This is a genomic window from Ruegeria sp. BG9, assembly GCF_056538305.1.
In genome coordinates, this window is the sequence record NZ_JBQFSY010000002.1 from 333,116 (window position 1) to 357,070 (window position 23,955).

The 23,955-nt window shown below is 53.1% G+C and carries 22 protein-coding genes; 16 read left to right on the forward strand and 6 right to left on the reverse strand.

What is annotated here, in order from left to right:
• Positions 1–39 precede the first annotated feature (39 nt).
• Both ACR0I8_RS05325 and ACR0I8_RS05330 read left to right on the forward strand, forming a co-directional pair.
• Complete coding sequence (locus ACR0I8_RS05325; protein ID WP_480702827.1) at positions 40–477, forward strand: DUF4345 domain-containing protein; 438 nt, start codon at positions 40–42, stop codon at positions 475–477.
• Positions 478–493: 16 nt separating this feature from the next.
• A complete protein-coding gene (locus ACR0I8_RS05330) occupies positions 494–1,351 on the forward strand; it encodes a DUF302 domain-containing protein (RefSeq protein ID WP_170689367.1) in 858 nt (285 codons plus the stop codon).
• A gap of 88 nt (positions 1,352–1,439) precedes the next feature.
• Here the strand turns inward: ACR0I8_RS05330 and ACR0I8_RS05335 are convergent, their stop codons facing one another.
• Positions 1,440–3,143 carry an alkaline phosphatase family protein gene (locus ACR0I8_RS05335; RefSeq protein WP_170689366.1) on the reverse strand — a complete coding sequence of 568 codons (1,704 nt, stop codon included), beginning with the start codon at positions 3,141–3,143 and terminating at the stop codon, positions 1,440–1,442.
• A gap of 270 nt (positions 3,144–3,413) precedes the next feature.
• On the opposite strand from ACR0I8_RS05335, the gene ACR0I8_RS05340 reads away from it, so the two are divergent.
• Genes ACR0I8_RS05340 through ACR0I8_RS05350 form a run of 3 tightly spaced genes read left to right on the forward strand, consistent with a single transcriptional unit; the run spans position 3,414 to position 8,230 of the window.
• On the forward strand, positions 3,414–4,409 hold the full coding sequence (locus ACR0I8_RS05340; RefSeq protein WP_170689365.1) for an HlyD family secretion protein: 996 nt from the start codon (positions 3,414–3,416) through the stop codon (positions 4,407–4,409).
• Entirely contained in the window at positions 4,406–7,105 is a 2,700-nt protein-coding gene (gene rbbA / locus ACR0I8_RS05345) for a ribosome-associated ATPase/putative transporter RbbA (protein ID WP_170689364.1), read from the forward strand. The genes ACR0I8_RS05340 and rbbA overlap by 4 nt, the downstream gene beginning before the upstream one ends.
• Positions 7,106–8,230 (forward strand): ABC transporter permease, encoded by a 1,125-nt coding sequence (locus ACR0I8_RS05350; RefSeq protein WP_170689363.1) that lies wholly within the window; start codon positions 7,106–7,108, stop codon positions 8,228–8,230.
• Between the two features lie 694 nt (positions 8,231–8,924).
• Here ACR0I8_RS05350 and ACR0I8_RS05355 read toward each other — a convergent pair.
• The 5 genes from ACR0I8_RS05355 to ACR0I8_RS05375 form a co-directional block, all read right to left on the reverse strand.
• Complete coding sequence (locus ACR0I8_RS05355; RefSeq protein WP_170689362.1) at positions 8,925–10,109, reverse strand: alpha/beta hydrolase; 1,185 nt, start codon at positions 10,107–10,109, stop codon at positions 8,925–8,927.
• A gap of 273 nt (positions 10,110–10,382) precedes the next feature.
• Complete coding sequence (gene mgrA, locus ACR0I8_RS05360; RefSeq protein WP_480702862.1) at positions 10,383–11,414, reverse strand: L-glyceraldehyde 3-phosphate reductase; 1,032 nt, start codon at positions 11,412–11,414, stop codon at positions 10,383–10,385.
• Between the two features lie 440 nt (positions 11,415–11,854).
• Complete coding sequence (locus ACR0I8_RS05365; RefSeq protein WP_170689360.1) at positions 11,855–12,916, reverse strand: YeeE/YedE family protein; 1,062 nt, start codon at positions 12,914–12,916, stop codon at positions 11,855–11,857.
• Positions 12,917–12,958: 42 nt separating this feature from the next.
• Positions 12,959–13,267, reverse strand: coding sequence for an ArsR/SmtB family transcription factor (locus ACR0I8_RS05370; RefSeq protein ID WP_170380040.1), 309 nt, complete (start codon positions 13,265–13,267; stop codon positions 12,959–12,961).
• Between the two features lie 100 nt (positions 13,268–13,367).
• Positions 13,368–13,742, reverse strand: coding sequence for a thioredoxin domain-containing protein (locus ACR0I8_RS05375; protein WP_170689359.1), 375 nt, complete (start codon positions 13,740–13,742; stop codon positions 13,368–13,370).
• 80 nt (positions 13,743–13,822) lie between these two features.
• Between ACR0I8_RS05375 and ACR0I8_RS05380 the strand changes: the two genes are divergently transcribed.
• The 11 genes from ACR0I8_RS05380 (at position 13,823) to ACR0I8_RS05430 (ending at position 23,888) form a co-directional block, all read left to right on the forward strand.
• The gene (locus ACR0I8_RS05380) at positions 13,823–14,563 is read left to right on the forward strand and encodes a cytochrome c biogenesis protein CcdA (RefSeq protein WP_170689358.1); all 741 of its coding nucleotides are present in this window, start codon (positions 13,823–13,825) and stop codon (positions 14,561–14,563) included.
• Positions 14,564–14,577: 14 nt separating this feature from the next.
• Complete coding sequence (locus ACR0I8_RS05385; RefSeq protein WP_170689357.1) at positions 14,578–15,156, forward strand: SoxW family protein; 579 nt, start codon at positions 14,578–14,580, stop codon at positions 15,154–15,156.
• Positions 15,157–15,287: 131 nt separating this feature from the next.
• The gene (soxX, locus tag ACR0I8_RS05390) at positions 15,288–15,764 is read left to right on the forward strand and encodes a sulfur oxidation c-type cytochrome SoxX (RefSeq protein WP_170689356.1); all 477 of its coding nucleotides are present in this window, start codon (positions 15,288–15,290) and stop codon (positions 15,762–15,764) included.
• A 46-nt stretch (positions 15,765–15,810) separates the two neighbouring features.
• A complete protein-coding gene (soxY, locus tag ACR0I8_RS05395; RefSeq protein WP_058275041.1) occupies positions 15,811–16,227 on the forward strand; it encodes a thiosulfate oxidation carrier protein SoxY in 417 nt (138 codons plus the stop codon).
• A 34-nt stretch (positions 16,228–16,261) separates the two neighbouring features.
• The gene (gene soxZ, locus ACR0I8_RS05400; protein ID WP_170380046.1) at positions 16,262–16,591 is read left to right on the forward strand and encodes a thiosulfate oxidation carrier complex protein SoxZ; all 330 of its coding nucleotides are present in this window, start codon (positions 16,262–16,264) and stop codon (positions 16,589–16,591) included.
• 70 nt (positions 16,592–16,661) lie between these two features.
• On the forward strand, positions 16,662–17,507 hold the full coding sequence (gene soxA, locus ACR0I8_RS05405; protein ID WP_170471064.1) for a sulfur oxidation c-type cytochrome SoxA: 846 nt from the start codon (positions 16,662–16,664) through the stop codon (positions 17,505–17,507).
• A gap of 87 nt (positions 17,508–17,594) precedes the next feature.
• The gene (gene soxB / locus ACR0I8_RS05410; RefSeq protein WP_170689355.1) at positions 17,595–19,292 is read left to right on the forward strand and encodes a thiosulfohydrolase SoxB; all 1,698 of its coding nucleotides are present in this window, start codon (positions 17,595–17,597) and stop codon (positions 19,290–19,292) included.
• A 24-nt stretch (positions 19,293–19,316) separates the two neighbouring features.
• Positions 19,317–20,579, forward strand: a complete 1,263-nt coding sequence (gene soxC, locus ACR0I8_RS05415; RefSeq protein WP_170689354.1) for a sulfite dehydrogenase — start codon at positions 19,317–19,319, stop codon at positions 20,577–20,579.
• A complete protein-coding gene (locus tag ACR0I8_RS05420) occupies positions 20,563–21,888 on the forward strand; it encodes a c-type cytochrome (protein WP_170689353.1) in 1,326 nt (441 codons plus the stop codon). Before soxC ends, ACR0I8_RS05420 begins: the two co-directional genes overlap by 17 nt.
• A 41-nt stretch (positions 21,889–21,929) precedes the next feature.
• Complete coding sequence (locus tag ACR0I8_RS05425; RefSeq protein WP_475217571.1) at positions 21,930–22,601, forward strand: c-type cytochrome; 672 nt, start codon at positions 21,930–21,932, stop codon at positions 22,599–22,601.
• Positions 22,602–22,625: 24 nt separating this feature from the next.
• Positions 22,626–23,888, forward strand: coding sequence for an NAD(P)/FAD-dependent oxidoreductase (locus ACR0I8_RS05430; protein WP_170689351.1), 1,263 nt, complete (start codon positions 22,626–22,628; stop codon positions 23,886–23,888).
• Positions 23,889–23,955: the final 67 nt, after the last annotated feature.

A 23,955-nucleotide genomic window follows, 5' to 3' on the forward strand; every position in this document is an offset into this window, starting at 1 on the left:
TTTCTGACAGTGGCGTGGGCATCCGGCTCGGATCATCGGATGCCCCAAAAACCGATTGGTAATTATGCAAAAAAGCAAAACCTCTACCAGAAGGAGTCCTCCATGAGTGCTAGATTAGTCCTTTTGCTTGCTGCCGTTGGTCTCGTGCCAATTGCGTTATCGTATGGTCTGATGCCAGGCAGTTCGATCCCAGTTTTGCTGGGCTTCCCGGTAGAAGGAACGAATCAGACGCATGTCTTCCGAGCGATTATGGGTCTTTATCTGGCAAACGCTTTGTTTTGGTTGGCAGCCGCTTCAAAACCAGAATTACAACGCCCCGCGCTGTGGGTTCTTTTTTTGTTTATGTCAGGACTGGCCGTTGGACGCATACTAAGCATCCTTATCGATGGAGTTCCGAACGGGATACTTCTCTTTTATCTTGCAGCCGAGATAGCTTTTGCAGCTCTGGCGGCGGTTTCTCTTAAAAAAGTACGGTGAAATAGGAAGTAGTAAAATGGTGAGGTTTGGCTTTGTTTTCTCGATGATTGCAACTCTATCAGTTTCGACATCCGCTTTTGCACAATCTTCATCTGCCCAGACTGCGGTGGACGAAAACTTCTTAGGGATTGAGACTGCCGTTGCCGAAGCGGGAGCTACTCCAATCGCATCGATAGATCACGCGCGCCTGGCCAAAGCCGAAGGCGTAGAAATGCCAGCATCTCGCGGACTCATTTTCTCTGTTCCAGAGATAAACACGCCCATTCTGAAAGGGAACGTGCGAGCAGGACTGGACCTTCCTTTTCGCGTACTTTCCTTTGCTCAGGATGGTAGCCCACAGATCGCTTACACAGACTCGCAATTTCTCAAAGTCCGGCATGGACTCACGGACGCTTCTTCGTTGCGTGCGTTTCAGAGCAAGATGCTCGAAGTTCTAAACGATTTGGAAGCAACACCAGCGCCGACCAACGGGTTGTTTACCGACTACGGGATCATCGAGCTGCGATCTCAGCTCAGCGTACCAGAGGCAGTCGAACGTCTCAGGACAGCCGTGATGGAGCAGGACGATACTGTCTGGTTTGGAGAAATCGATTTTGCGACCGAAGCTTCCCAACTGGGGGTGGCGCTACCGGATACGGTTCTCTTGCTGTTCGGCGGACCAGCACCCGGTGGCGTGGCAATGGCGGGCTTTCCAGCAATTGGTTTGGATGCCTTTTGCCAAAAACTACTGGTTTATGCGAATGAAGAGGGCGGCTCCGTAGTCATTTTCAATGACATCGCTGCCTTGGCGGAGTTGCACTACGGTTCTTCAGCCGAACCTCACCACGGTTTGAACAAACGGCTTACCGCAACATTTCAAAAAGCAATTGAGTAGCCGCTGTTAGGAAAACGCAATAGAAACCCTATGCCGTCGCGGTTTTGCCTAGCTTGCTTCAATATCAGGACTCGCGCTTCACAGCGGTCTAATCCAAGACTTCTTGTAACACTTCACCGCTCGCACCATTAGGACGTGCCGTGCTCAATAATGCAGACAGTGTGGATGCGAGAGCAGTCGTGCAAACACGGCGTGCGACTCGTTGCGGTTTTAAGTTCGTTCCAGCAAAGATAATCGGCACATGTGTGTCACCGCGCCACGGTGACCCGTGGGTGGATGTGACGGACAGACCATCGAAGTCTGCGATGAACCAGCCGGGTTTGAAGACTACGTATATGTTCCCGGATCGGGTGGGGTGGTAGTTGTTGCGGACCAAGCGCATGATGTCGGTATCGGGTAGGAGGTTTGCTTCGATAGCCGTACTGGGGACGGCGAATGCCACATCGGGAAAGGATAGAAGCTCTTCTGCAATAGCTGACTCCAGCGTGGGTAAATCAATATCACTGCGAGCCAATACTTCGGGGGCGATATTGAGATAGGGGTGATTATAACCTTCAAGCAATTTCCCGGTGATCCCAAACCGCTCCTTAAGCTTGGCTATCTGTTCCGTCGGGTCCCAGGTGTCCGGAGCAACAAGGCCAGTTCGGATACCAACACTCTCCAAATAGCCCGGCGCATCGGTGGTGCCGTGGTCCGCCGATAGAACGATCAAAACGTTTTCCAGCCCAATCCGTTCGTCGATAAACGCGAATAGATTCATGAGAGTCTGATCGAGGCGGTATATCGTGTCCTCGGCTTCAAGACTGGAGGGGCCAAACACATGGTTGACGTAATCCACGGACGAGAAGCTAATCGCCAGATAATCCGTTACCGCATCTTGCCCGATATCCTCGGCATCAATCAATCGTTTGGCAAATTTCGCCGTCAGATCGTCGCCAGCGGGACTAAGTGTTAAAAAGGTCGTAAAGTAGGGATTTTCTAGCGGGTCAAACCCATTTTGCGTCGAGGAATAGCGATGAGGAAAGGTTATGCCGAACCCGGCGACATCCGTCTCCCATGGTTGGTTGTCGCGGTCGCCAAAGAGATAGGTTTCCTTTGGGTGCATCAACTCCCAAGAGGTTCCTTCAAAGGAGGCGCTCGGCGATGCGTCATTCCATGCGGAAACCCAATCCGGGTATTTGTCGTAGTAATAGGAGCTTGTGACAAAACGATTTGCGGCTTTTGAGAACCAGAAGGCTTTGCCGCTTTGTCCCGCCATTGTAATAGCCCCACGATCTTTGATTGAAACTCCAAAGACCTTGGCCGCACCAGCAGTGGAAGCGCTTAACTCGTCCGAAAGCGTCGTAACAAGCATAGCGCGTGGTGACCGGCCATCTGTGCCAGCTGCCGCCTGTGTTGGGTCAATTTCAATATCGTCATTGACGCCAGCGCCATCTCCAAGAAGCGCAGCGGTGCTGTCTTCAACGTTGTAGACAACGCGGTCCAAAGTTCTGTCAAACCAGATGTTTCCGATCATCCCGTGCACTGCCGGTGTTGCCCCGGTCGCCAATGTGGCGTGTCCGACAACCGTCTCTGTATTGGCATGGCAATGATGGGCGTCCAGATAGTGTACACCGTTTTCTAGTAAATACTTGAGGCCACCCTCCCCAAGTTTCTCAAAGTAGCGTGTCGGCAGATCGCCCCGAAACGCGTCAACGGTCAGCTGCAAAACAAGACGAGGAGGTTCTTGCGCATACGCAGGAGCGATTGCAACCAACCACAAAGACAAACAAGCTCTCAGTGTTTTGGTCATAATTCTTCCTTTCGCTGTATTGCGTAGCAGGTTGGCGACGACCGCAATTGCGCGTTAGAACAACCCGTTTCAATACCAAACTGATAACACAAACGCTTCAAGTCTACTTCTTCCGACCTACCGCGAAAGAGCCTGCAACACCCAAACCAGTGTTCATCTAAACAATTGCTTGGAACTGAGGTGCCCGGATCGGTTTTGATCCAAAACAAGGCTTTGAGTCTTTTGAGACACTAAACTCTGTGCCAGAAACCCTGTTTCAGGTGAAACGCTATGACCAAAAACCTATCGGTTTTTCTTATTTTGGCTGGTTTAGTAATTGCTGGTGCGTTGCTGTATGTCGTTGTTGCCGAGGATGGCGATGAATTGCCGGTCGGATTTGTGCAAGGAAACGGGCGGGTTGAAGCGGAACAAGTCGAAATAGCACCAACTAGTGCAGGTCGGGTTGCGAAGGTAACGGCAACAGAAGGCAGTATGGTCGCAACCGGTCAAATCCTGGCCGAAATGGACATAGATGAGCTATCTGCCGCCCTGGATCGGGCTAGAGCCGAAGTAGCCTTGGCAAATCAAACAAAGGCCGAAGCAGAAGCGCTCGTAGTGCAACGCCAAAGCGAACAGCGCAGGGCTGAGCAAGAGCTTGATCGTGCCACGGCGTTGCTGGCAGGACAAAACATCTCCAAAACTATTTTTGAAGATCGCGATACCACTCATAAGGTCGCTACAGCAGTATTGGGCGCCGCCAAAGCCCGAGTTGCAACGGCAGAAAGCCGTATTGCTGCCGCTGAGGCGGAAGTGCGCAGGATTGAGGCACAGATTGAAGACAGCGCTCTAGTGGCACCTTTGCCCGGACGCGTGCTTTACCGGCTTGCAGAACCCGGAGAGGTGGTTGGTGCGGGCGAACCAATCCTGACTATTCTTGGCCTTGAGAATGTTTACATGGAAGTTTTTCTTCCGGCGCGTGAAGCTGGACTTTTGCCCATTGGAGCTGAGGCTCGCATCGTGCTCGACGCTTTGCCGGAATATGCGATACCTGCATACGTGAGCTTTGTTTCTCCCGAGGCACAATTCACCCCCAAACAGGTCGAAACCCTGGATGAGCGAGAGCAACTGGTTTTTCGCGTTCGCGTCCGTATCCCAATAGACTTGGTTGAAAGTCGGATTGAGCACGTCAAAACCGGTCTGCGCGGTGTCGCGGTGATCCGGCTAAACCCAGCCGCTGCTTGGCCTGAGGCGCTTGAACAACGCATCCCAGAAGAGTTGTTCGAATGAGAGTAGAGGATGACGCCTGCGATATTCACATTTCAGGTGTTACGCACCGTTATCGCAAGCATGTTGCACTGGATTCTGTTTCGTTGGAACTGCCAGGCGGCCAGCTTGTTGGCTTTGTCGGGCCGGATGGGGTGGGAAAGTCTACACTGCTTGGTTTGATCACCGGCGCAAAGAAACTGCAATCCGGCAATATCGACGTTTTAGGCGGCCCGATTGGCAATTCTCGCCATCGACACAGCATTTGCCCAGCCATCGCTTTCATGCCGCAAGGGCTGGGTCGAAACCTGTATCCGGAGCTGTCTGTACGCGAGAACCTCGAGTTCTTCTCAGGTCTCTTTGCTCAAGGGCATTCAGAGCGGGACGAACGTATCGCAGCGCTATTGGCTGCGACAGGGCTTGCGCAGTTTGAAGACCGTCTGATGGGCAAGCTCTCGGGTGGGATGAAGCAAAAACTAGGTCTTTGCTGTGCTTTAATCCATGACCCCAAACTATTGGTTTTGGATGAGCCAACGACCGGGGTCGACCCGTTGTCGCGTCGGCAGTTCTGGGCTTTGATTGACGCAATCCGAGAAAAAAACCCTGAACTGTCGGTGTTAGTGTCGACGGCGTACATGGAAGAAGCCGACGGTTTTGACCGGATTGTCGCGATGGACGCGGGTCAAGTCATCTTTCAGGGGAAGCCCGCTGAATTTAAAGGGAGCGATGTCGACCTCGAAGTAGCATATCGGCGTCTGAGAGCACGGAAGTTGCCCGTCGAACCGGCGGGGAAAAAAGAGAAGAATGAACAGATAGAATCTAGCCCAGTGATAGTTGCGCGTGGACTTACACGACGCTTTGGTGATTTCACGGCCGTAGACAACGTCGACTTCACAATCAATCGCGGAGAGATATTCGGGTTTCTAGGATCAAACGGTTGCGGCAAGTCCACGACAATGAAGATGTTGACTGGCTTGTTACCTTCCAGCTCAGGTGAAGCTCTGCTGTTTGGCAACCCTGTCGATGCATATGACCGAAAAATGAGGCGTGAAATAGGCTACATGAGCCAGGCCTTTTCCTTGTATGGCGAGTTGTCGGTCCATCAGAACCTACAATTGCACGCGCGGATATTTGCAATTGCCGACCGAGAACAACGTGTTTCGGAACTCACTGAGCGCTTTGGGCTTGGGGAGCACCGGCATACGTTGGCGACGGCACTGCCCTTAGGGATCAAACAGCGACTGTCGCTAGCCGTAGCAGTGATCCACCGTCCGCGAGTGCTAATACTCGACGAACCAACATCAGGTGTGGATCCAGAGGCACGCGATTCCTTCTGGGACTTGCTGATTGAGCTCTCTCGAAATGAGTCGGTTACAATCTTTGTTTCCACTCATTTCATGGGTGAGGCGGAACGCTGTGATCGCGTTTCTTTTATGCATGCTGGTAGAGTTCTAGCCGAAGGTACTCCGGCTGACCTGATCGCTGTTGAAAAGGCGGAAAACCTTGAAGACGCCTTCATTTCGATATTGGAAGCAGCAGAAAAACCAGTCTCTGTTGTCGCGCCAAAGGTGGGTTTTAGAACCAAATCCCACGCCGGGGGAGGAGCGTTTTCTCGTATATTGGCATATGCGCGGCGCGAAACCGTTGAAGTAGCTCGCGACCCGGTGCGTCTGGCTTTCGCGTTTCTGGGTTCTGCTATCCTAATGTTGGTTTTTTGCTTTGGAATTACGCTGGATATCGATGAGCTTGAATTCGCTGTACTTGACCTTTCTCAGGGGCCGGAGAGTCGTGCTTATTCGGCTGAATTCGCCGGATCGTCCTACTTTAAAGCCACATCGCCGCTGCAAAGCGCCAGCGAAGGGCGCGACCGTCTAGTGGCAGGTGAGGTCTCTCTGGTTGTTGAGTTACCACCTGACTTTGACCGAAAGATGAGTACGGGTGAACCGACCCAGATACTTGCGACTGTAGACGGTGCTATCCCATTTAAGGGTGAGACGGTTGAAGGCTATGTTTCCGGACTGCACCAATCATTTCTCGCGGAATTTGCCGTTAACAACGGCAAAAGCCAGATAGATATCGCCAGGATCGAACCCCGGTTTCGCTACAATCAAAGCTTTGAAAGCATCGCCGCGATGGCTCCGGCAATGCCTGCTATCCTATTGATTATGCTGCCAGCTGTTTTGACTGCCGTAAGCGTAGCAAGGGAACGAGAGCTGGGGTCAGTTGTCAATTTCTACGTGACACCAACCACGCGGCTTGAATTTCTAATTGGCAAACAAATTCCGTACATTTTGATCGCCTACGCAAATTTTCTGCTTTTGGCCGGAATGACCGTTTTTCTTTTCGGGGTGCCGTTAAAAGGAAATCCTTTCCCTTTGGCTGTTGGTGCCCTTCTTTACGTTTGGGCAACAACATCCTACGGGTTGTTGATCGCTACAATGACATCCAGTCAGGTGGCCGCCACATTTGCAACTGCCATCGCCTCAGTTGTCCCAACAATCCAGTTCTCAGGTCTGTTGCAACCTGTTTCAACGCTTGAAGGAGGCGCACAAGTGGTGGGCTCACTTTGGCCTTCCTCATATTTCCTACACCTAAACGTTGGTGCCTTCACTAAAGGTTTGGGTTGGGAGGCCCTTGCGCCGGACATTCTGGCCCTCGCCTGCTTCGGACCAGTTCTGACACTGATCGCAGCCGTATGTCTTCGGGCGCAGGAGAAGTGAATGCAGCGCTTCTACTGCATATTCTGGCTAGGCTTGAAGGAAGTGATGAGCCTGCGCCGTGATTGGGTGATGATGGCATTGTTGGTTTGGTCTTTCACGCTGGCCCCGATCATGGAAGCAACGGGAGTGGCAAGTTCTGTAAACAACGCCTCGATTGCGTTTGCAGATGAAGACGACTCGCCACTATCTCGAGCACTTGCTACAGCGTTTTTCCCACCAGAGTTCCAACCAGTCGTCCAAATCGAACCCGGAAAAGGACCTGCGTACATGGATGCTGGGCGCTTTATTTTCGTTGTGGCTGTGCCCCCCGGATTCGAAAAGGATCTGCGCGCAGGGCGCAGTCCGGAGATTCAAGTTCTTATTGACGCAACCGCTATGGAACAGGCCGGTATTGGCGCAAACTACATCACCAGTATCCTGAGCGCTGAAATACATCGCTATGCAATTGGTATCGATCTAGTAGATGCTCCGTCGATCAGTGTCATTCTTAGAAGCGCCTTCAACCCAAATAGAGATACTGTACGTTTTGCTGGTATCGTTTCTTTGATAGGCCAGATCATGTGGCTCACAACTATATTGACCGGAGCTGCGATGATCAGAGAGCGAGAGCACGGGACTATTGAACATCTCCTTGCCATGCCGCTTACTCCATTTGACATTGCTATTGCTAAAATTTGGGCGAATGCAGCAGTGGTTTTGGCAGCGGCTGGTCTTTCACTAACCTTTGTGATGCAGGGTTCTCTGGGCATTAGTATCGCTGGATCCAAGATGTTGTTTTTGGTTGGCACGGCGTTGTTTCTTTTTACTGCGACGGCGCTTGGGGTGTTTCTGGCAACCATTGCGCGCTCTATGGCGCAGTTCGCGCTTCTGGTCATGTTGATTGTGTTGCCAATGCTAATGCTGTCTGGTGGAGAGACCCCAATTGAAGGTCAGCCGGCGTGGTTGCAGGCAGGTACTTTGGTTCTGCCGTCACGCCATTACATGTCAGCAAGTCAGGCTATTGTTTTCAAAGGCGCTGGTATTGAGATTGTCTGGCCGGAATTCGTTTGGATGACGTTGTTGGGAATTGCTTTGTTACTAATGAGCCTACGGCTTTTTCGGCGTTCTCTTGCTCAGATCAGCTAGCAATCCAACTTGTTGGCTGTGACAGATTGGAGCGCTAGCTGATCTGCCTCTGAAGAAAGTTTGGAAATGCGCGTCCCTACAATCTTTTTGTGTCGCCAAAGTACTAGTTGGCTGCCTGCGAGAAGGCCGACCTGGCCGCACTACGTTGAAAGGCATCTACCACAACCTTGCAATTGAGGTGCGTTGTTCGGTCTTGGGTTGAATTATTCCAGCAAAAAATGCACTTTAGATTGAGTTCTGATGCGTTCAAGTTGATCGAGCTACGCTAAGTCAATCGACAATGGAGCGCGTATGGTGAACAGTGCATACTTATGAGCAAATCGTGCAAACTTATGCGCAATTGCTGTGCAAAATTATGGGCGACGACACCCAGATATTTCTGAATAAACTCAATGATAGGAATGCAGCGTTATGCGCGTACCTACAGAACTTTTAGGATTACGCAAAATCGTTCGAGAACGTACTATGGCAAGCGTTGTTAGCTTTGGTAGTAGCCATGACTGACACTAACGCAATCTTGCAAAAGGAATGCCCTAGACTTCGCTTAAAATTTCCCACCTAGCTGCACCCCAACGTCGAGTGCGGGCGTAAACAGGCATTCGCTGCGCTTGGCGCCAATGACAGCATTGCGTACAAAGCCGCCGTTTACATTTCTAATCGAAGAAGACTTAAAACATAGGGGAAAACGATCAGACTATCGTGTGCCCACGATTTCCACAGAAGCGTCTCCGATCAGATCCTGAAGTTCTACAGTCGATCGTCTACTGGAACGTTTGCTTGTCCGGATTGCTTCACCAGATATTCGAACGACTTCTGGCGAAGCAGCGAATTTTGAGTGGCTGGTGCTCTTGGAATCTCTTACTTGGCTTAGATCGATAACGGTTACTCCGGACTTCGCGAGTTCCGCTGCATCTGTTGCGCCAACGCGATCTACTCCACCAGAAACGAATTTTGAGAAGTTTAGAATCTTATCGTCTGACGACACGAGAACAAAGATCTTTTGATTGTCGTGTTTTATTTTGGAAAGCTGGTTCTCAAAAACGGCCAAGTCTATATCCGGCGCCGCTAAAATAATGTTTCGCACTCTTTTTCGAGGATTGAATTCTCCGGCCAACTCCGCTTGCGAGATTGCTTCCATTGTAAGAAACGCTCCCATTGAGAATGCAAGAATATCGAATTGCTGAGCTTTTGATCGCGTAACTATTTCACCAGCTTTCAAGAAGTCCGATCTAGCAGCAAGCGCACTGTTGATATCGTAAACATACTTGAGGGTTTCTGCCGCAGAAGCCCAAGACATTAACACCGGAACCCCATCGTACTCGGTATCCTCAACAAATTGTGCCAATCTAAGAATGGCGTCACTTAGGGTCGTATTGTAGCCGTGAACAAAAAATAGGACGTTTCGCTCCGAAGTACCAAGTGCAAGAAGTTGTTTGTCAATGCCCGAAACAAAAGCGTTTTCCGATGCATAAACCTTTGGGTCGATGATAGTGAAATGCTTCGAAGGGTTGGGGGGGAGAGCGTTGGTTCTTTCTATTTTTCCAACTTTGTGAATTGGCGGAATGGTGACTACCACCGAAGCTAGTCCAAGTGTATCGCTGCGGTCGCCCGAATAAAAAACACCCTCTGCTCCGGACGCCTGTCGCGTTGTGGCAATAAAGACTGTCTGGCGTTTGGCCTCAACTACATCTGACGCAGGATATTGGGGATTTTCGACGCCTACGAGTTCTGGAGGTCGAATGCATGAAGTTACGCTTAGAACTACTACTAAAAAAAAGAAGCGTAGCCCTAGCGTTTTAGTTAGACCTGAAATCCCATTCCAAAGAGGCTTCATCTTCAAATGTTCATGCAACATGACTAGATCAATATTTTTTAGCATGCTGCTTGTCTGTCAACAGACTAGCGATAACGGCCCTCTTTTTGATCCGAGTGGTGATTTCTGTACAAACGTTTTGACTTCACTCTCCATCAATTCATGCTGCTTCAGCGATTGGTGGTTTGGGAGGGTCAAATTGCAGAAGAGTGGTTCTTTGGCCAATGAACATATTAGGCCGATGGCTCATGTTAGCAGGTAGGCCGAACTAAAAACGTTCAATCCGCCAAAGATCGTAAGCCTCAAAGAACCAGGGTTCTGCGTACGTTCAAATTATGGTCATTCTGTTTCTGACGACCGCGCCCACAAATTGATATCTTCTTCCGAACTGATTTCATCGATCTTTTTGAGCTCGTCAGCACTGAAGTCGAGATTATCAACGACGCCTGCGCAATCTATGATCTGTTCCGGCCGGGACGCACCAATCAGAGCGGTCGTCACCCGTCCACCTCTGAGTACCCAGGCCAGCGCCATTTGCGCCAGAGTCTGCCCACGTGCCTGGGCCATATCATTTAACGCCCGGACACTTGCCAGCGACCGCGCGTTGATCATGCCATCAAGCAATGACTTCCCTTGCGTGGCACGGCTGCCACTCGGAATATCGGTCAGATATTTGGACGTCAGAATGCCTTGTGCCAGCGGCGTGAATGCAATCGATCCTACCCCAAGGTCGTCTAGGGTATCGAGCAAACCGTCTCGCTCCACCCACCGATTGAGCAGATTGTAAGAAGGCTGGTGAATCAGACAAGGTGTCCCAAGGTCGTTGAGAATTTTCACCGCCTCGCGCGTGCGTTGGGAGTTGTAGCTAGAGATACCTGCGTAGAGCGCGCGGCCCGATCGTACGATATGATCCAACGCGCCCATCGTCTCTTCGAGCGGGGTGTCGGGGTCAAAGCGGTGGGAATAAAAGATGTCCATGTAATCAAGCCCCATGCGCGCGAGTGATTGGTCACAGGACGCAATCATGTACTTGCGTGACCCCCATTCCCCATAGGGTCCCGGCCACATGTCGTAGCCTGCTTTGGAGGAAATAATCAGCTCATCCCTGTAACCCGCGAAATCCGTTTTGAGGATCTCGCCAAATGCCTCTTCGGCTGAACCGGGTGGTGGACCGTAGTTGTTCGCCAGATCAAAGTGAGTGATCCCATGATCAAACGCGGTTCGACACATGGCACGCTTGTTTTCGTGCGTCGAGTCCGCACCGAAATTATGCCACAGCCCTAGGCTGACAACCGGAAGCTTTAATCCGGATCGCCCACATCGACGATACACCATCCGCTCATAGCGGTCCGGCTCCGGGGTGTAAGGAATTGGTTTTGGCTTTGGCGGTCTTTGAGCTTTGGTCATGCGCACATAATCAATGGATTGTTGGGCCTGTCAAACGGATCACCTTTAGCAAGATCGACGCGAGCTCATATTCGTTCTCGTGGTTAGCCTTGCTCCACGTGTGAAAGATTTCACGATCCGATCATTCGGATTCAATGCCAACTCTCAAAGGCAGCGGATGCCTCCTATGGTGAACCACACCGCAGCGATGGGCAAAACAAACGGGAAGGTTTTGAGGCGTAAACCGGAAGTTGCGGGTCTGTCGTTTAGACACCGGCGGCTTGCACCGCGATGGTCATCTGACTTTTCGAACTGCTAACGGGCATGGTTTGCGGACTATTTGCCTTCAAAAGCGATCGGTTTCTCAACAAGAGCGAACTACTGAAACCGTCCTCCACACGTGATTTCTAGTTTGAACTGTGACGTCAACGCTCAGCTATGAAGGACAGCCCAGACACGAGTTGTTTCAACCCAATCGCCGCGCCGGCGAAGATGGCAGCGAATGTTACGGGCGCGCTGTAGGCCAAAAGTGAGAAGGCAGATATACCTTGCCCGACGCTGCAACCTACTGCGATGATCGCGCCTGGCCCCATAATCGCTGCGCCGAGCATTTGACGCTTGAGTTCACGTGGATCCTCGCATGCTTCCCATCGGAAATGACCTTTGGACCAGGACCCCAAGAATGCGCCAATGAGAACGCCGGAGACTGATCCGACCGCAAAGGACAAAGTGTTTCCGGAGGCCGTCATAAGGTAGAATATTGTGTCGCCGAGAGGCGCAGCGAAGGTATGGGTTTGAACCGGCTCACCATCGAAACCGTGCGTCGCAACCCAATTCGTGCCGAGCCACCCTGATACGATCGCCAGTCCAACTACAGATCCCCAGAACACCTGTGCGGGAGTTCGGCGGAAGCGCTGGTTTGCCAAGGCGAAAATCACCAATGCAACGCCAAAAACGGAGCCAATGAGCCAAGCAGGGATAGAGGTCAGTTGTTCGGCAAGGAAGCTGATGCTTTGGGGGCCACTAAGACCCATCTCCTCGGGGAAGACCCAAACGCGCAAATAGGCCAGGGGCCCGGACATGACAACGTAAGCAGATAGACCCATGATCAATACTATGACGAATGATCGAAGGTCGCCGCCCCCAAGCCTTGCCAGCGCGCCATAGCCGCAATTTCCGCTGATGGCCATTCCGTATCCGAACATGAGGCCACCTACGATCGACCCAATTGGGTTCCAGGTCTGTGCAAGGTACCTTGTTCCAACAGGGTCCAGCCATCCTAAAGCCATAGCCAAGTGGCTGCCGACAATTGCTACGCCGATCGCAATTGCCCACATGCGCAGCCGCCGGTCATCATCTGCGTAGAGGTAGTCTTCGATTGCACCCAGCGTGCAAAAACGGCCTATGCGTGCGGCCAAGCCCAACACAATGCCACCGATCAAACCGATCAGGGCGACGGTGTTGGCGTCTCCCAATGCTTCAAACATTGCCAGTCTCCTCCCAAAGCTGGCGGGTATTTTTGGCGGCTTCTACTTTTCCCTGCAGAATAGATCGTAGACGACTTCCAGAATCTGTGTCGATCGATCATCCGCCAATCTGTAATAGATCGTTTTCCCCTCGCGTCGCGTTTTGACCAAGCCCTCGAAGCGTAAGCGAGATAGTTGCTGAGACACGGCGGCCTGGCGTGCCGAGAGCATTTCTTCCATCTGCGTGACAGATTTTTCACCCGAAGACAGGTAGCACAAGATCATCAAGCGCCCTTCATGGCTGATTGCCTTGAGGAAATTTGACGCCGTCTGAGCATTTTCCATCATTCTGTCCAGGTCTTCGGCGCACATGTCCTTGGAGAACACAGGCAGTTTCGAAGATTTGTCCAACAAGATCGCCTCGCTTTCATAGCTTCACGCATTCGAAACAGTTTATTTTATTGGCCACGTTTTATCCAGAGGTCTCAATCGTAACCCCAGCGTCACGCAGCAAAACGCCCAGCAACCCCCAGAAAAAGTCTTCGCCGGGATAGCCTTCGATCCGTCCAACCTCTTGACCATTGTCCAGCAGAACAAAGGTCGGCGTGTAGTAGAGAGGCCGCTCCAACACGATGCCTTCAGGCATAGCTGCGTGGATATCGATGCGTTGAAGTGGCGCCGCATGTCCTTCGGATGTCTTGGGATAGATCTCCGAGATTTCGGTGTCCCAACGTGCGCACCACATACATCCATCTTCTTCGGCCATCAGAAGCGTCATTTCTGCCCGTGAAATCACCGGAGAAACGAGCAACGTGATTGCAAGTAAAGGCAGAAGTAGGTGGCGCATCTTAAGCTCCGATTGACCGCAGCGACATATCTTTATTATTTTGAATATGTGAATGATAGCGCGCCAGGACAGGTTTGACCATGCTCGACATTACATTTGCAGGAGCTTTGGTCGCAGGACTGTTGTCTTTCCTGTCGCCCTGCATCCTACCTATCGTGCCGTTTTATCTTAGCTATCTGGCAGGCGTCGGGATTGATCAGATATCTGCGGGCTCAACACTTTCCGCCGGCGTTCGTCGCAGGGCAACGCTTTCTGCGATAGCATTTGCTGCTGGGATCATAACGATCTTCATGACGCTAGGGGCGACAGCTTCGATCTTCGGGCAGCTGGTCCGAGAGTATTTCGACATCCTGCGCTGGATTGCAGCGGCGATCATCCTTGCGATGGGGCTGCATTTCCTGGGGTTCATTCGCATTGGGTTCCTGTATCGCCAATTTCGTGCGGACGTCGGTGAGACATCAAATGTAAGCCTTGTTGGGGCATATGTTCTTGGATTAGCATTTGCTTTTGGCTGGACCCCCTGTGTTGGGCCAGTGCTCGCTGCGATCCTGTTTACAGCGGCCGGAACCGAGACGTCTTGGCGTGGAGCGGTACTTCTATTCGTCTACGGGGTTGGAATGACCGCACCGTTTGTTCTGGCGGCCTTTCTGGTCCGCCCTTTCATGCAATGGATGGCGCAGTTCAGAAAGCACTTGCCCCTCATCGAAAAGGCCATGGGTGGCTTTCTGGTGCTCTTCGGCATCCTCATCGCAACCAATTCCATCAACTACATCGCACAATGGATGCTCGACCATATGCCTTGGCTCGCAGCCATTGGATAATCCGGGAGGAAGACATGAAACGAGTTTTGTCAGTATTGATCGCGTGTCTGATCGGCGGGACAGTTTCCGCCGCTGAGCTGGGCGACGACGGTTTGCATAAAACACCGTGGATGCGCGACACGTTCAAAGACCTCCGCGAGGATCTTGAAGAGGCCTCAAGCGAGGACAAGCGGTTGGTTTTATTTATTGAGCAACAAGGCTGCATCTACTGCAAAAAAATGCATGAAGAGGTGTTCCCCCAGCCTGACCTTGCAGCGTTCATCGAAGAGAATTTCTTTGTCGTCCAACTGGATCTGCATGGCAGCACCACCGCTACCGACTTTGACGGGGAAGAAAATGAGCAAAGAGCGCTGATGCGAAAATGGGGGATTCTGTTTACCCCGACGCTTGTTTTTCTGCCGGAAGAGGTGCCGGAGGGCGCGACAGCCATCGATGCTGCGGTCGCTGTTATGCCCGGAGCGTTCTCAAAGGGAACAACCTTAGACCTTTTCACCTGGGTCGATGAAAAGCGATATGAGCTTGATAACGGTGAAGATTTCCAACGGTATCATGCGCGGCGCATTCAAGAGCGAAACAATATTTCTCAAGATTGAGCGCTGCCGTTATAAATAAAAAAATTCATTATTATGAATTTAATGTTGCGACAAGCGGTACTCGTCGACTACGGTACACAGAGGCTTTGGGTCGCAAGGCGCCGTCGGCGCGTTAGCAAATGGGAGGGATCATGAAGCTGAGACTCTTAACATTGGTCTGCGCATTGACGGGCGTTGCTGCATATGCGGCAGATACAGATCCGCAGGACGTAACCTATGACGACTATGGTGCCATTGAGGCTTCGTTGACCGGTGCTGCTGGCGACGCGGCTAATGGCGCGCTCATCGTTGGTGACAAGTCAAAAGGCAACTGCGTCGCGTGCCACGCGGTCACGGTTTTAGCAGACATCCCGTTCCACGGTGAAGTCGGCCCGATGCTGGATGGTGCCGGTGATCGTTGGACCGAAGCAGAGCTTCGAGGGTTGGTCGCAAACGCAAAGATGACATTTGAAGGCACGGTGATGCCAGCTTTCTACAAGGATGACGGCTATATCCGCCCGGGTGACGCCTATACCGGAAAAGCTCCAACCGCGCCTTTGACGTCGATCCTGACAGCGCAGGAAATCGAGGACGTGGTCGCGTTTCTTGCGACCCTGAAAGGGGAATAGTCGCGCATTGATGCGTGAATTTTCGAAGTTTCAAAGGAGATTGAAAATGGAACTCTCTCGCCGCGAGACACTGGCCCTTGGGCTGGGCGCCGCGTTCCTGACAATTATGCCGCTACGCGCAAATGCAGCTGCTGAAGATGCCATCGCGGCATTTACAGGCGGCGCAGATGTGGCTGACGGCGGTGTTACATTGACTGCACCGGAAATCGCAGAAAACGGCAATACCGTACCAATCGAAGTCAGTGCTCCGGGCGCAGCTGCAATTCTGATCGTGGCTGCAGGTAACCCCGAACCGGGCGTTGCAACTTTCAATTTCGGTCCGTTGGCTGCTGAACAAGCCGCATCAACCCGTATTCGTCTTGCCGGAACGCAGGATGTCATTGCCGTGGCGAAGATGGCAGATGGCAGCTTTGCCAAAGCGTCCGCGACCGTAAAAGTGACAATCGGCGGCTGCGGCGGCTGATCGCCACGCGCCCTGAAGAACAGGAGACTAACCAATGGCATCCGGTGTTAAACCCCGCGTCAAGGTTCCAAAGACAGCCGCTGCTGGAGAAACCGTTACGATCAAGACATTGATCAGCCACAAGATGGAAAGCGGCCAGCGCAAGGACAAAGAAGGCAACGTCATCCCCCGTTCGATCATTAACCGTTTCACCTGCGAGTTTAACGGAGAAATGGTGGTTGATGTGACGATGGAGCCGGCGATTTCGACCAACCCGTACTTTCAGTTCGAAGCGACTGTACCCGAGGCCGGTGAGTTTGTCTTCACCTGGTACGATGATGACGGCTCTGTCTACGATGAGAAGAAAACGATCGAGATCGCCTGACGGCTCGACGACTAAGGCAGATCAGCGCGGGTCCGAGGAATTGGCGCTGATCCACCAAGGGAGGAACGCAATGAATACCAAGGCAATTACGGCGATCGCGGCAATTCTGGTTTTCCCGGCTGCAGCGATGGCTGGACCGGACGAAGACAATCTCACTATCAATGATGAGCTGGACATGACCTCGGTCACTGAAGCTCCGGCACATCTGGAAAATTTGGACACGATCTATTCGGGTTGGCATTTTCGCACGGATGAAACGCAAGCGCTTCAAATTGATGACTTCGACAATCCTGCAATGATCTTCGTCGATCAGGCCGCCGATCTCTTCGAGACCGTTGATGGTGCCGCTGGCGAGAGCTGTGCTTCATGCCACGATGGGGTGGAAAGCTTCAAGGGATTGCAGGCGTCCATGCCGAAGGTGGATGCCGAAACCGGCAAGCTGGTCGTCATGGAAGATCTGATCAACAAGTGTCGTACGGACCGCATGGAAGCGGATGCCTGGAAATGGTCCGGGGGCGATATGCAAGGCATGGTCGCTTTGATCGGTCTGCAATCACGTGGGTTGCCAATGAATGTCGCGATCGATGGCGATGCCGCCCCGTACTGGGAGCAAGGCAAGGAGATGTATTATACCCGCTATGGTCAGTTGGAGTTGAGTTGCGCCAATTGTCATGAAGACAACTGGGGCAACATGATCCGTGCCGACCACCTGAGCCAAGGTATGATCAACGGGTTCCCGACATATCGTCTGAAACAGGCCAAGCTGATCTCGCGTCACAATCGTTTCCGCGGCTGTATTCGCGATACGCGGGCGGAAACTTTTGCTGAAGGTTCGGACGAGTTTCGCGCGCTTGAGCTCTACGTGGCCTCGCGTGGCAACGGGCTTTCAGTCGAAACTCCTGCTGTACGTCAATAACGAACGAGCCGCGCGGGCGTTGTCCTGCGCGGGTTTTTCATGCATATAACATTCACACATTTATATGTGTTACAGGAAAGCTGATAGATGATTTCTCGACGTGACTTCTTGCAGGTTTCAATGGCAGCCTCGGCTCTGTACGGGGCATCCGGGTTTGGCAAATGGGCCAGGCTTGCCGCTCAGCAAAGCCTAACGCAGGATCAATTGCTGGAGTTCGAGACCTTCGGCAATATCAGCTTGATCCATGTCACCGATATTCACGCGCAACTCAAACCGATCTATTTCCGCGAACCCGAGATAAACCTTGGTATTGGCGATGCGCGAGGGCAGATGCCGCATGTCACAGGGGCGGCTTTCCGCAAGGCCTACGAGATCGAAGATGGGAGCCCGTCGGCCTATGCGCTGACCTACAATGATTTCTCTGCGCTGGCCAAGACCTACGGTCGGGTTGGTGGATTGGACCGCGTCTCAACTGTCATCAAGGCCATTCGTGCTGACCGTCCTGATGCCCTTCTACTGGACGGGGGCGATACCTGGCACGGTTCCTACACCTGCTATCAGACTGCCGGTCAGGACATGGTCAATGTCATGAACGCGCTGAAACCCGATGCTATGACCTTCCATTGGGAGTTCACGTTGGGCAGCGACAGGGTAAACGAAATCGTCGAAGGTTTGCCCTTTGCAGCCTTGGGTCAGAACATCTTTGATGCCGAGTGGGACGAACCTGCAGAATTGTTCCAACCCTATAAGTTCTTTGATCGGGGCGGTGCAAAGGTCGCTGTTATCGGGCAAGCGTTTCCTTACATGCCAATCGCGAACCCAGGTTGGATGTTCCCCGAGTACTCATTCGGTATCCGGGATGAAAACATGCAGGCCATGGTCGACGAGGTTCGCGATGCCGGTGCCGATGTCGTTGTTGTCCTCAGCCACAACGGCTTTGACGTGGACAAGAAGATGGCGGGCCGCGTGCAAGGGATCGACGTGATCCTCAGCGGTCACACCCACGACGCACTTCCCGAGCCGGTCCTGGTCGGTAAAACGCATATCATCGCGTCTGGCTCGAACGGAAAATTCGTCAGCCGCGTCGATCTCGACGTGAGGGACGGGCAGATGATGGGGCTGAAGCACAAGCTGATCCCGATCTTCTCTGACGTCATTGCTCCTGATCCTGCGATCACCGCTCTGATAAATGATCAGCGCGCGCCGTACGAGGCTGCGCTGAGCGAGGTGATTGGCAAAACGGATTCGTTGCTCTACCGCCGCGGCAATTTTAACGGCACGTGGGATGACCTGATTTGCGATGCCCTGATCAATGAGCGTGAGGCAGACATCGCGATGTCGCCCGGCGTCCGTTGGGGACCCTCAATCCTGCCGGGACAAGATATCACGCGCGAGGACATCTGGAACGTCACATCGATGTCGTATCCCAATGCCTATCGCACTGAAATGACAGGCGAATTCATCCATGTAATCCTCGAGGATGTCGGTGACAACCTGTTCAATCCCGACCCTTACTACCAGCAGGGCGGCGATATGGTCCGCGTCGGTGGGCTTGGCTACCGCATCGATGTGACCAAACCACAAGGGCAGCGGATCAGCGAAATGACTCTGCTCAAAACGGGTGAAGCGATTGATCCGTCGAAAACCTACGTCGTGGCTGGTTGGGCCAGTGTCAACGAAGGCACTGAGGGTCCGCCGATCTGGGATGTCGTCGAAAACCACATTCGCAACCTTGGCACCGTCACGGTGCATGAGAACACCAGCGTCGATGTCGTCGGCGCTTAAGAAACAGATGGAGACCTAAGAGATATGGATGACGCGTTCAAACCGTCCCGCCGGGCCTTCTTGAAAGGCAGTGCTGCGGTCGCCGCAGGATCAGTTGCGGGTGCGGCAGCGGCAGACACGCCCGACCCACTGATAACAGAGCTTCAGGATTGGGCGTCTTACACGGGTGCCGGAGTTGATGAGTCACCTTATGGCATGCCGATCAGCTTCGAATCTCATGTCGTTCGGCGCAACGTGGAATGGCTGACCGCCTCTCCGATTTCGTCGATCAACTTCACGCCGATCCACGCGCTTGATGGCACGATCACTCCGCAAGGATGCGCCTTTGAGCGTCATCATTCGGGCGCGATTGAGCTGCGCAAAGAGGACTATCGCCTGATGATCAACGGGCTGGTCGATCGCCCGCTGGTTTTTACCTACGACGACATTGAGCGGTTTCCGCGCGAAAATCACGTGTATTTCTGCGAATGTGCGGCGAATACGGGTATGGAGTGGGCGGGTGCGCAACTCAACGGCGTCCAATTTACGCACGGCATGATTCACAACATGGAATACACCGGTGTTCCGCTGCGTACGCTGTTGCAGGAAGCAGGCGCCGATATCTCACCCGACAAATGGGTCTATGTTGAGGGCGCAGACGCGTCATCCAATGGCCGATCCATCCCGATGGAAAAAGCACTGGATGACGTGTTGGTGGCTTTCAAGGCAAATGGTGAAGCACTGCGCATGGAACATGGATACCCCGTGCGACTGGTTGTTCCGGGTTGGGAAGGCAACATGTGGGTCAAGTGGCTGCGCCGCATTGAGATCGTCGATATGGCGGTCGAAAGCCGCGAAGAAACATCAAAATACACTGATGTCTACGCCGATGGCAGGGCCCAGAAATGGACGTGGGTGATGGATGCAAAATCTGTCATCACTTCACCCAGTCCGCAAATGCCCATCAAACATGGACCGGGACCCTTGGTTGTTTCCGGACTTGCCTGGTCAGGCCACGGTCAAATTACGCGGGTCGATGTGTCCAAGGACGGTGGGATCACCTGGGAGACGGCGCGTCTTGGCAAGCAGGGCGACAGCAAGGCTTTGACGCGCTTCTATCTCGATACGAACTGGGACGGAGCACCAATGTTGTTACAGGCCCGGGCGATAGATGAGACCGGCTATGTGCAGCCGACCAAAGACCAACTGCGTGAAAAGCGCGGAGAAAACTCGGTCTACCACAACAACTGTATCCAGACTTGGTACGTGAGCGCAGAAGGGATCGCTGAGAATGTCGAAGTCTCTTAGTCATGTTTTCCTGCCTGTATTCGGCGGCACGGCGTTGGTGCTTGCGGCGGCAGTGGCTATTGCGAACCGGAACTATGGCCAATCGCAGATAGAAACCTTGGAAACCCGGATCAGTCAGGTAGAGGCGCACGCAGCTACAGCCCAGGAAAACGCGCAAGCAGAGGCCAGCCGGGCAGCCGAACTGGCGGCCAAGGTCGAAGAAATCCAGACTGCAGCGGCTGATCGGGTCGCGAACGGGATGAACCTGACCGCGCCTGCGCGCAGGAGCGAGGGCACATACGGGCTTGGGCGCCCCGCCCTTGAGCAAGAGATCGCAGCCTGGGACGTCGATGTCTTGCCCGACGGGCGCGGTTTGCCGGTTGGATCAGGCGATGTCTGGACAGGAGAAGAAGTGTTTGTTGATCGCTGTGCGTCTTGTCACGGAGAGTTTGCCGAAGGCGCCGACAATTGGCCTGTTCTGGCCGGCGGTTTCGACACGCTTGCCGACGAAGATCCTGTGAAAACCGTTGGGTCTTATTGGCCGCATTTGTCGACTGCTTGGGATTACATTTCCCGCTCAATGCCATTTGGCGAAGCGGGCACGCTGACAGCGGATGAGACCTACGCAATCGTCGCCTACATCCTTTATTCCAATGATCTGGTGGATGACGACTTCGTTCTTAGTAACGAAAACTTCGCCGATTTCGAGATGTACAATATGGACGGTTTTGTCGTCGATGTTCGACCCGAGACTGAGTACGCAGAATGGCGAGAAGAGCCTTGCATGGAAAACTGCAAGACAGAGGCCGCGGTTACAATGCGTTCTGTCTTTCTGGTTGAGACGCCACCAGAAGGCGGTTCGAATTCGGTCATGAATGAAGCCAGCGCGGACGGGTTGCCGACGTTTACGGCGGAAGGGCCCTCGTTCATTCCGACCGCAACGCCAAAGCCTGAGGAAGAAGCCGCCGCAACACCGGCTGTTCAGGAAATCGACGAGGCTGACCAGACTACGGAACTGTTCGCAGCCGGTGAGAAGGTCTTCAAGAAGTGCAAATCCTGCCATCAGGTTGGTGACGGTGCTAAGGACAGCACGGGTCCTGCGCTGAACGGGGTTATCGGAGCCAACGCAGGGTCGGTTGAAGGGTTCAAATACTCCAAAGCTATGAAAACAGCTGCCGAGGCTGGTCTTGTTTGGACCGAAGAAGAAATGGCGGCCTTCCTGGCAAAACCAAAGGACTACATGAAGGGCACACGCATGTCCTTTGCTGGGCTTAAGAAACCAGACGATATTGAAGCCGTGATCGTTTACCTCAAGTCGTTCGGAAGCTGATCATGCGGTGGTTGAACATTTTTTTGACCTGCGCGGCGGTTATGGTTGCTGTTGCTCCATCGACCCACGCAACAGAAGACCTCGGCGACGCCGAAGCCGGGAAAGAAGTGTTCGCCAAATGCAAAGGCTGCCATCAGGTGGGCGAAGGAGCCGAAAACAAAATCGGGCCGCATCTGAACGGTGTTTTTGGTCGGAAAGCCGCAGGTCTGGATGGTTTCAATTACTCAAAGAGCCTAGAGCGTGCGGGTAACTCGGGTCTGGAATGGCACGCTGATACTCTGTCCGCCTACATCGAAAACCCACGCGCATTTGCGTCAGGCACGCGGATGAGTTTTCCCGGTTTGAAAAACCCGGAAGACCGCGCCAACGTGATCGCCTATTTGCGGGCGTTTTCTGACAATCCTCAGGACATCCCGGAAGCGGACCCAACCGCGAAAGGCACGGATCATTCGATCGATCCCGCGATCCTGGCGATACAAGGAGATCCTGAGTACGGCGCATATCTCAGCAGCGAATGCACAACGTGTCACCAGATCGAAGGGGGCGATGAGGGCATTCCTTCGATTGTGTATTGGCCTGACGAAGACTTCGTGGTCGCCATGCACGCTTACAAGGACAAACAGCGGCCACATCCGGTCATGCAAATGATTGCCGGACGGCTGAGCAATGACGAGATCGCAGCATTGGCCGCCTACTTCAATAATCCAGAATGAAAGTGCCTAAGGGGAGGAAACGCGATGACACTCAATAGACGAGTATTTCTTGGAGCCGCCGGGGTAGTAGCCGCCGGACTATCTGCTCCGATGGTGCTGGCTCAAGGCAAGCCCCGCGTGGTGGTTGTTGGCGGTGGTGCGGGCGGTGCGACCGCCGCGCGTTACATCGCAAAGGACAGCAAAGGTGAGATTGACGTGACTCTGATCGAGCCGTCTCGGACCTACTACACCTGTTTCTTCTCAAACCTCTATCTGGGAGGTTTTCAGGAGCTTTCGGACATCGCCCACAGCTACGGCACGCTTGCCGCGAACTACGGTATCAACGTCGTGCATGATTGGGCCACTGGGGTCGACCGCGACGCAAAGACGGTGTCCTTGGCAGGTGGCGGGTCAGTTCCTTATGACAAGCTGATCCTCAGCCCCGGTATCGACTTTGTTGATGGCGCGGTCGAAGGCTGGGACCTCTCGGCCCAAAACAAGATGCCACATGCGTACAAGGCTGGTTCTCAGACTGAGCTTTTGAAAGCGCAGATCATGGCGATGCCCGAAGGTGGTACCTTCGCGATGGTCGCTCCTCCTAACCCGTACCGTTGCCCGCCCGGGCCGTATGAAAGGGTTTCGATGGTGGCGCATGTGCTGAAGGCAAACAACCCAACAGCAAAGATCATTGTAGCTGATCCGAAGCCGAAATTCTCGAAAATGGCATTGTTCCAAGAAGGCTGGGGAAACAACTATGAAGGAATGGTTGACTGGATCGGCGAAGATTTCGGCGGCGGCAATGTATCTGTGAATCCGGAAGCAATGACGGTGACTATCGACGGCGAAGAGACGAAGGTTGATGTCTGCAACGTGATCCCAGCGATGAAAGCCGGTCGAATTGCGGAAATGGCGGGAGTGACCGATGGCAACTGGGCACCAGTAAACGCTGTGGACATGTCTTCCAAAGCCGATCCGGATATCTACGTTCTTGGTGATGCCAGCCAGCAGGGTGACATGCCGAAATCCGGTTTTTCAGCAAACAGCCAGGCAAAGGTCTGTGCGAACGCAGTAAGAGGTGCGTTGACCGGGTCTAAAGTATTCCCGGCCAAGTTCTCGAACACATGCTGGTCGCTCATTGACACCGATGATGGTGTGAAAGTTGGCGCGACTTATGAGGCGACGCCTGAAAAGATCGCCAAAGTCGATGGCTTTATCAGCCAGACCGGAGAAGATGCCGACCTGAGGAAAGCAACTTACGAAGAGTCTCTTGGTTGGTACGCCGGTATCACGTCGGACATGTTTGGTTGAGGCAATTGGGGGCTTTGACCAGTGTCAAAGACCCCGATGATCAATCTGAGAAAATGCGGTTCAGGAG

Bases quoted from the DNA above. Each gene is read 5' to 3' on its own strand.
- ACR0I8_RS05325 (WP_480702827.1), top strand. From the start codon at position 40: ATGCCCCAAAAACCGATTGGTAATTATGCAAAAAAGCAAAACCTCTAC.
- ACR0I8_RS05330 (WP_170689367.1), top strand. From the start codon at position 494: ATGGTGAGGTTTGGCTTTGTTTTCTCGATGATTGCAACTCTATCAGTT.
- ACR0I8_RS05335 (WP_170689366.1), bottom strand. From the start codon at position 3,143: ATGACCAAAACACTGAGAGCTTGTTTGTCTTTGTGGTTGGTTGCAATC.
- ACR0I8_RS05340 (WP_170689365.1), top strand. From the start codon at position 3,414: ATGACCAAAAACCTATCGGTTTTTCTTATTTTGGCTGGTTTAGTAATT.
- rbbA (WP_170689364.1), top strand. From the start codon at position 4,406: ATGAGAGTAGAGGATGACGCCTGCGATATTCACATTTCAGGTGTTACG.
- ACR0I8_RS05350 (WP_170689363.1), top strand. From the start codon at position 7,106: ATGCAGCGCTTCTACTGCATATTCTGGCTAGGCTTGAAGGAAGTGATG.
- ACR0I8_RS05355 (WP_170689362.1), bottom strand. From the start codon at position 10,109: ATGCTAAAAAATATTGATCTAGTCATGTTGCATGAACATTTGAAGATG.
- ACR0I8_RS05365 (WP_170689360.1), bottom strand. From the start codon at position 12,916: ATGTTTGAAGCATTGGGAGACGCCAACACCGTCGCCCTGATCGGTTTG.
- ACR0I8_RS05370 (WP_170380040.1), bottom strand. From the start codon at position 13,267: ATGTGCGCCGAAGACCTGGACAGAATGATGGAAAATGCTCAGACGGCG.
- ACR0I8_RS05375 (WP_170689359.1), bottom strand. From the start codon at position 13,742: ATGCGCCACCTACTTCTGCCTTTACTTGCAATCACGTTGCTCGTTTCT.
- ACR0I8_RS05380 (WP_170689358.1), top strand. From the start codon at position 13,823: ATGCTCGACATTACATTTGCAGGAGCTTTGGTCGCAGGACTGTTGTCT.
- ACR0I8_RS05385 (WP_170689357.1), top strand. From the start codon at position 14,578: ATGAAACGAGTTTTGTCAGTATTGATCGCGTGTCTGATCGGCGGGACA.
- soxX (WP_170689356.1), top strand. From the start codon at position 15,288: ATGAAGCTGAGACTCTTAACATTGGTCTGCGCATTGACGGGCGTTGCT.
- soxY (WP_058275041.1), top strand. From the start codon at position 15,811: ATGGAACTCTCTCGCCGCGAGACACTGGCCCTTGGGCTGGGCGCCGCG.
- soxZ (WP_170380046.1), top strand. From the start codon at position 16,262: ATGGCATCCGGTGTTAAACCCCGCGTCAAGGTTCCAAAGACAGCCGCT.
- soxA (WP_170471064.1), top strand. From the start codon at position 16,662: ATGAATACCAAGGCAATTACGGCGATCGCGGCAATTCTGGTTTTCCCG.
- soxB (WP_170689355.1), top strand. From the start codon at position 17,595: ATGATTTCTCGACGTGACTTCTTGCAGGTTTCAATGGCAGCCTCGGCT.
- soxC (WP_170689354.1), top strand. From the start codon at position 19,317: ATGGATGACGCGTTCAAACCGTCCCGCCGGGCCTTCTTGAAAGGCAGT.
- ACR0I8_RS05420 (WP_170689353.1), top strand. From the start codon at position 20,563: ATGTCGAAGTCTCTTAGTCATGTTTTCCTGCCTGTATTCGGCGGCACG.
- ACR0I8_RS05425 (WP_475217571.1), top strand. From the start codon at position 21,930: ATGGTTGCTGTTGCTCCATCGACCCACGCAACAGAAGACCTCGGCGAC.
- ACR0I8_RS05430 (WP_170689351.1), top strand. From the start codon at position 22,626: ATGACACTCAATAGACGAGTATTTCTTGGAGCCGCCGGGGTAGTAGCC.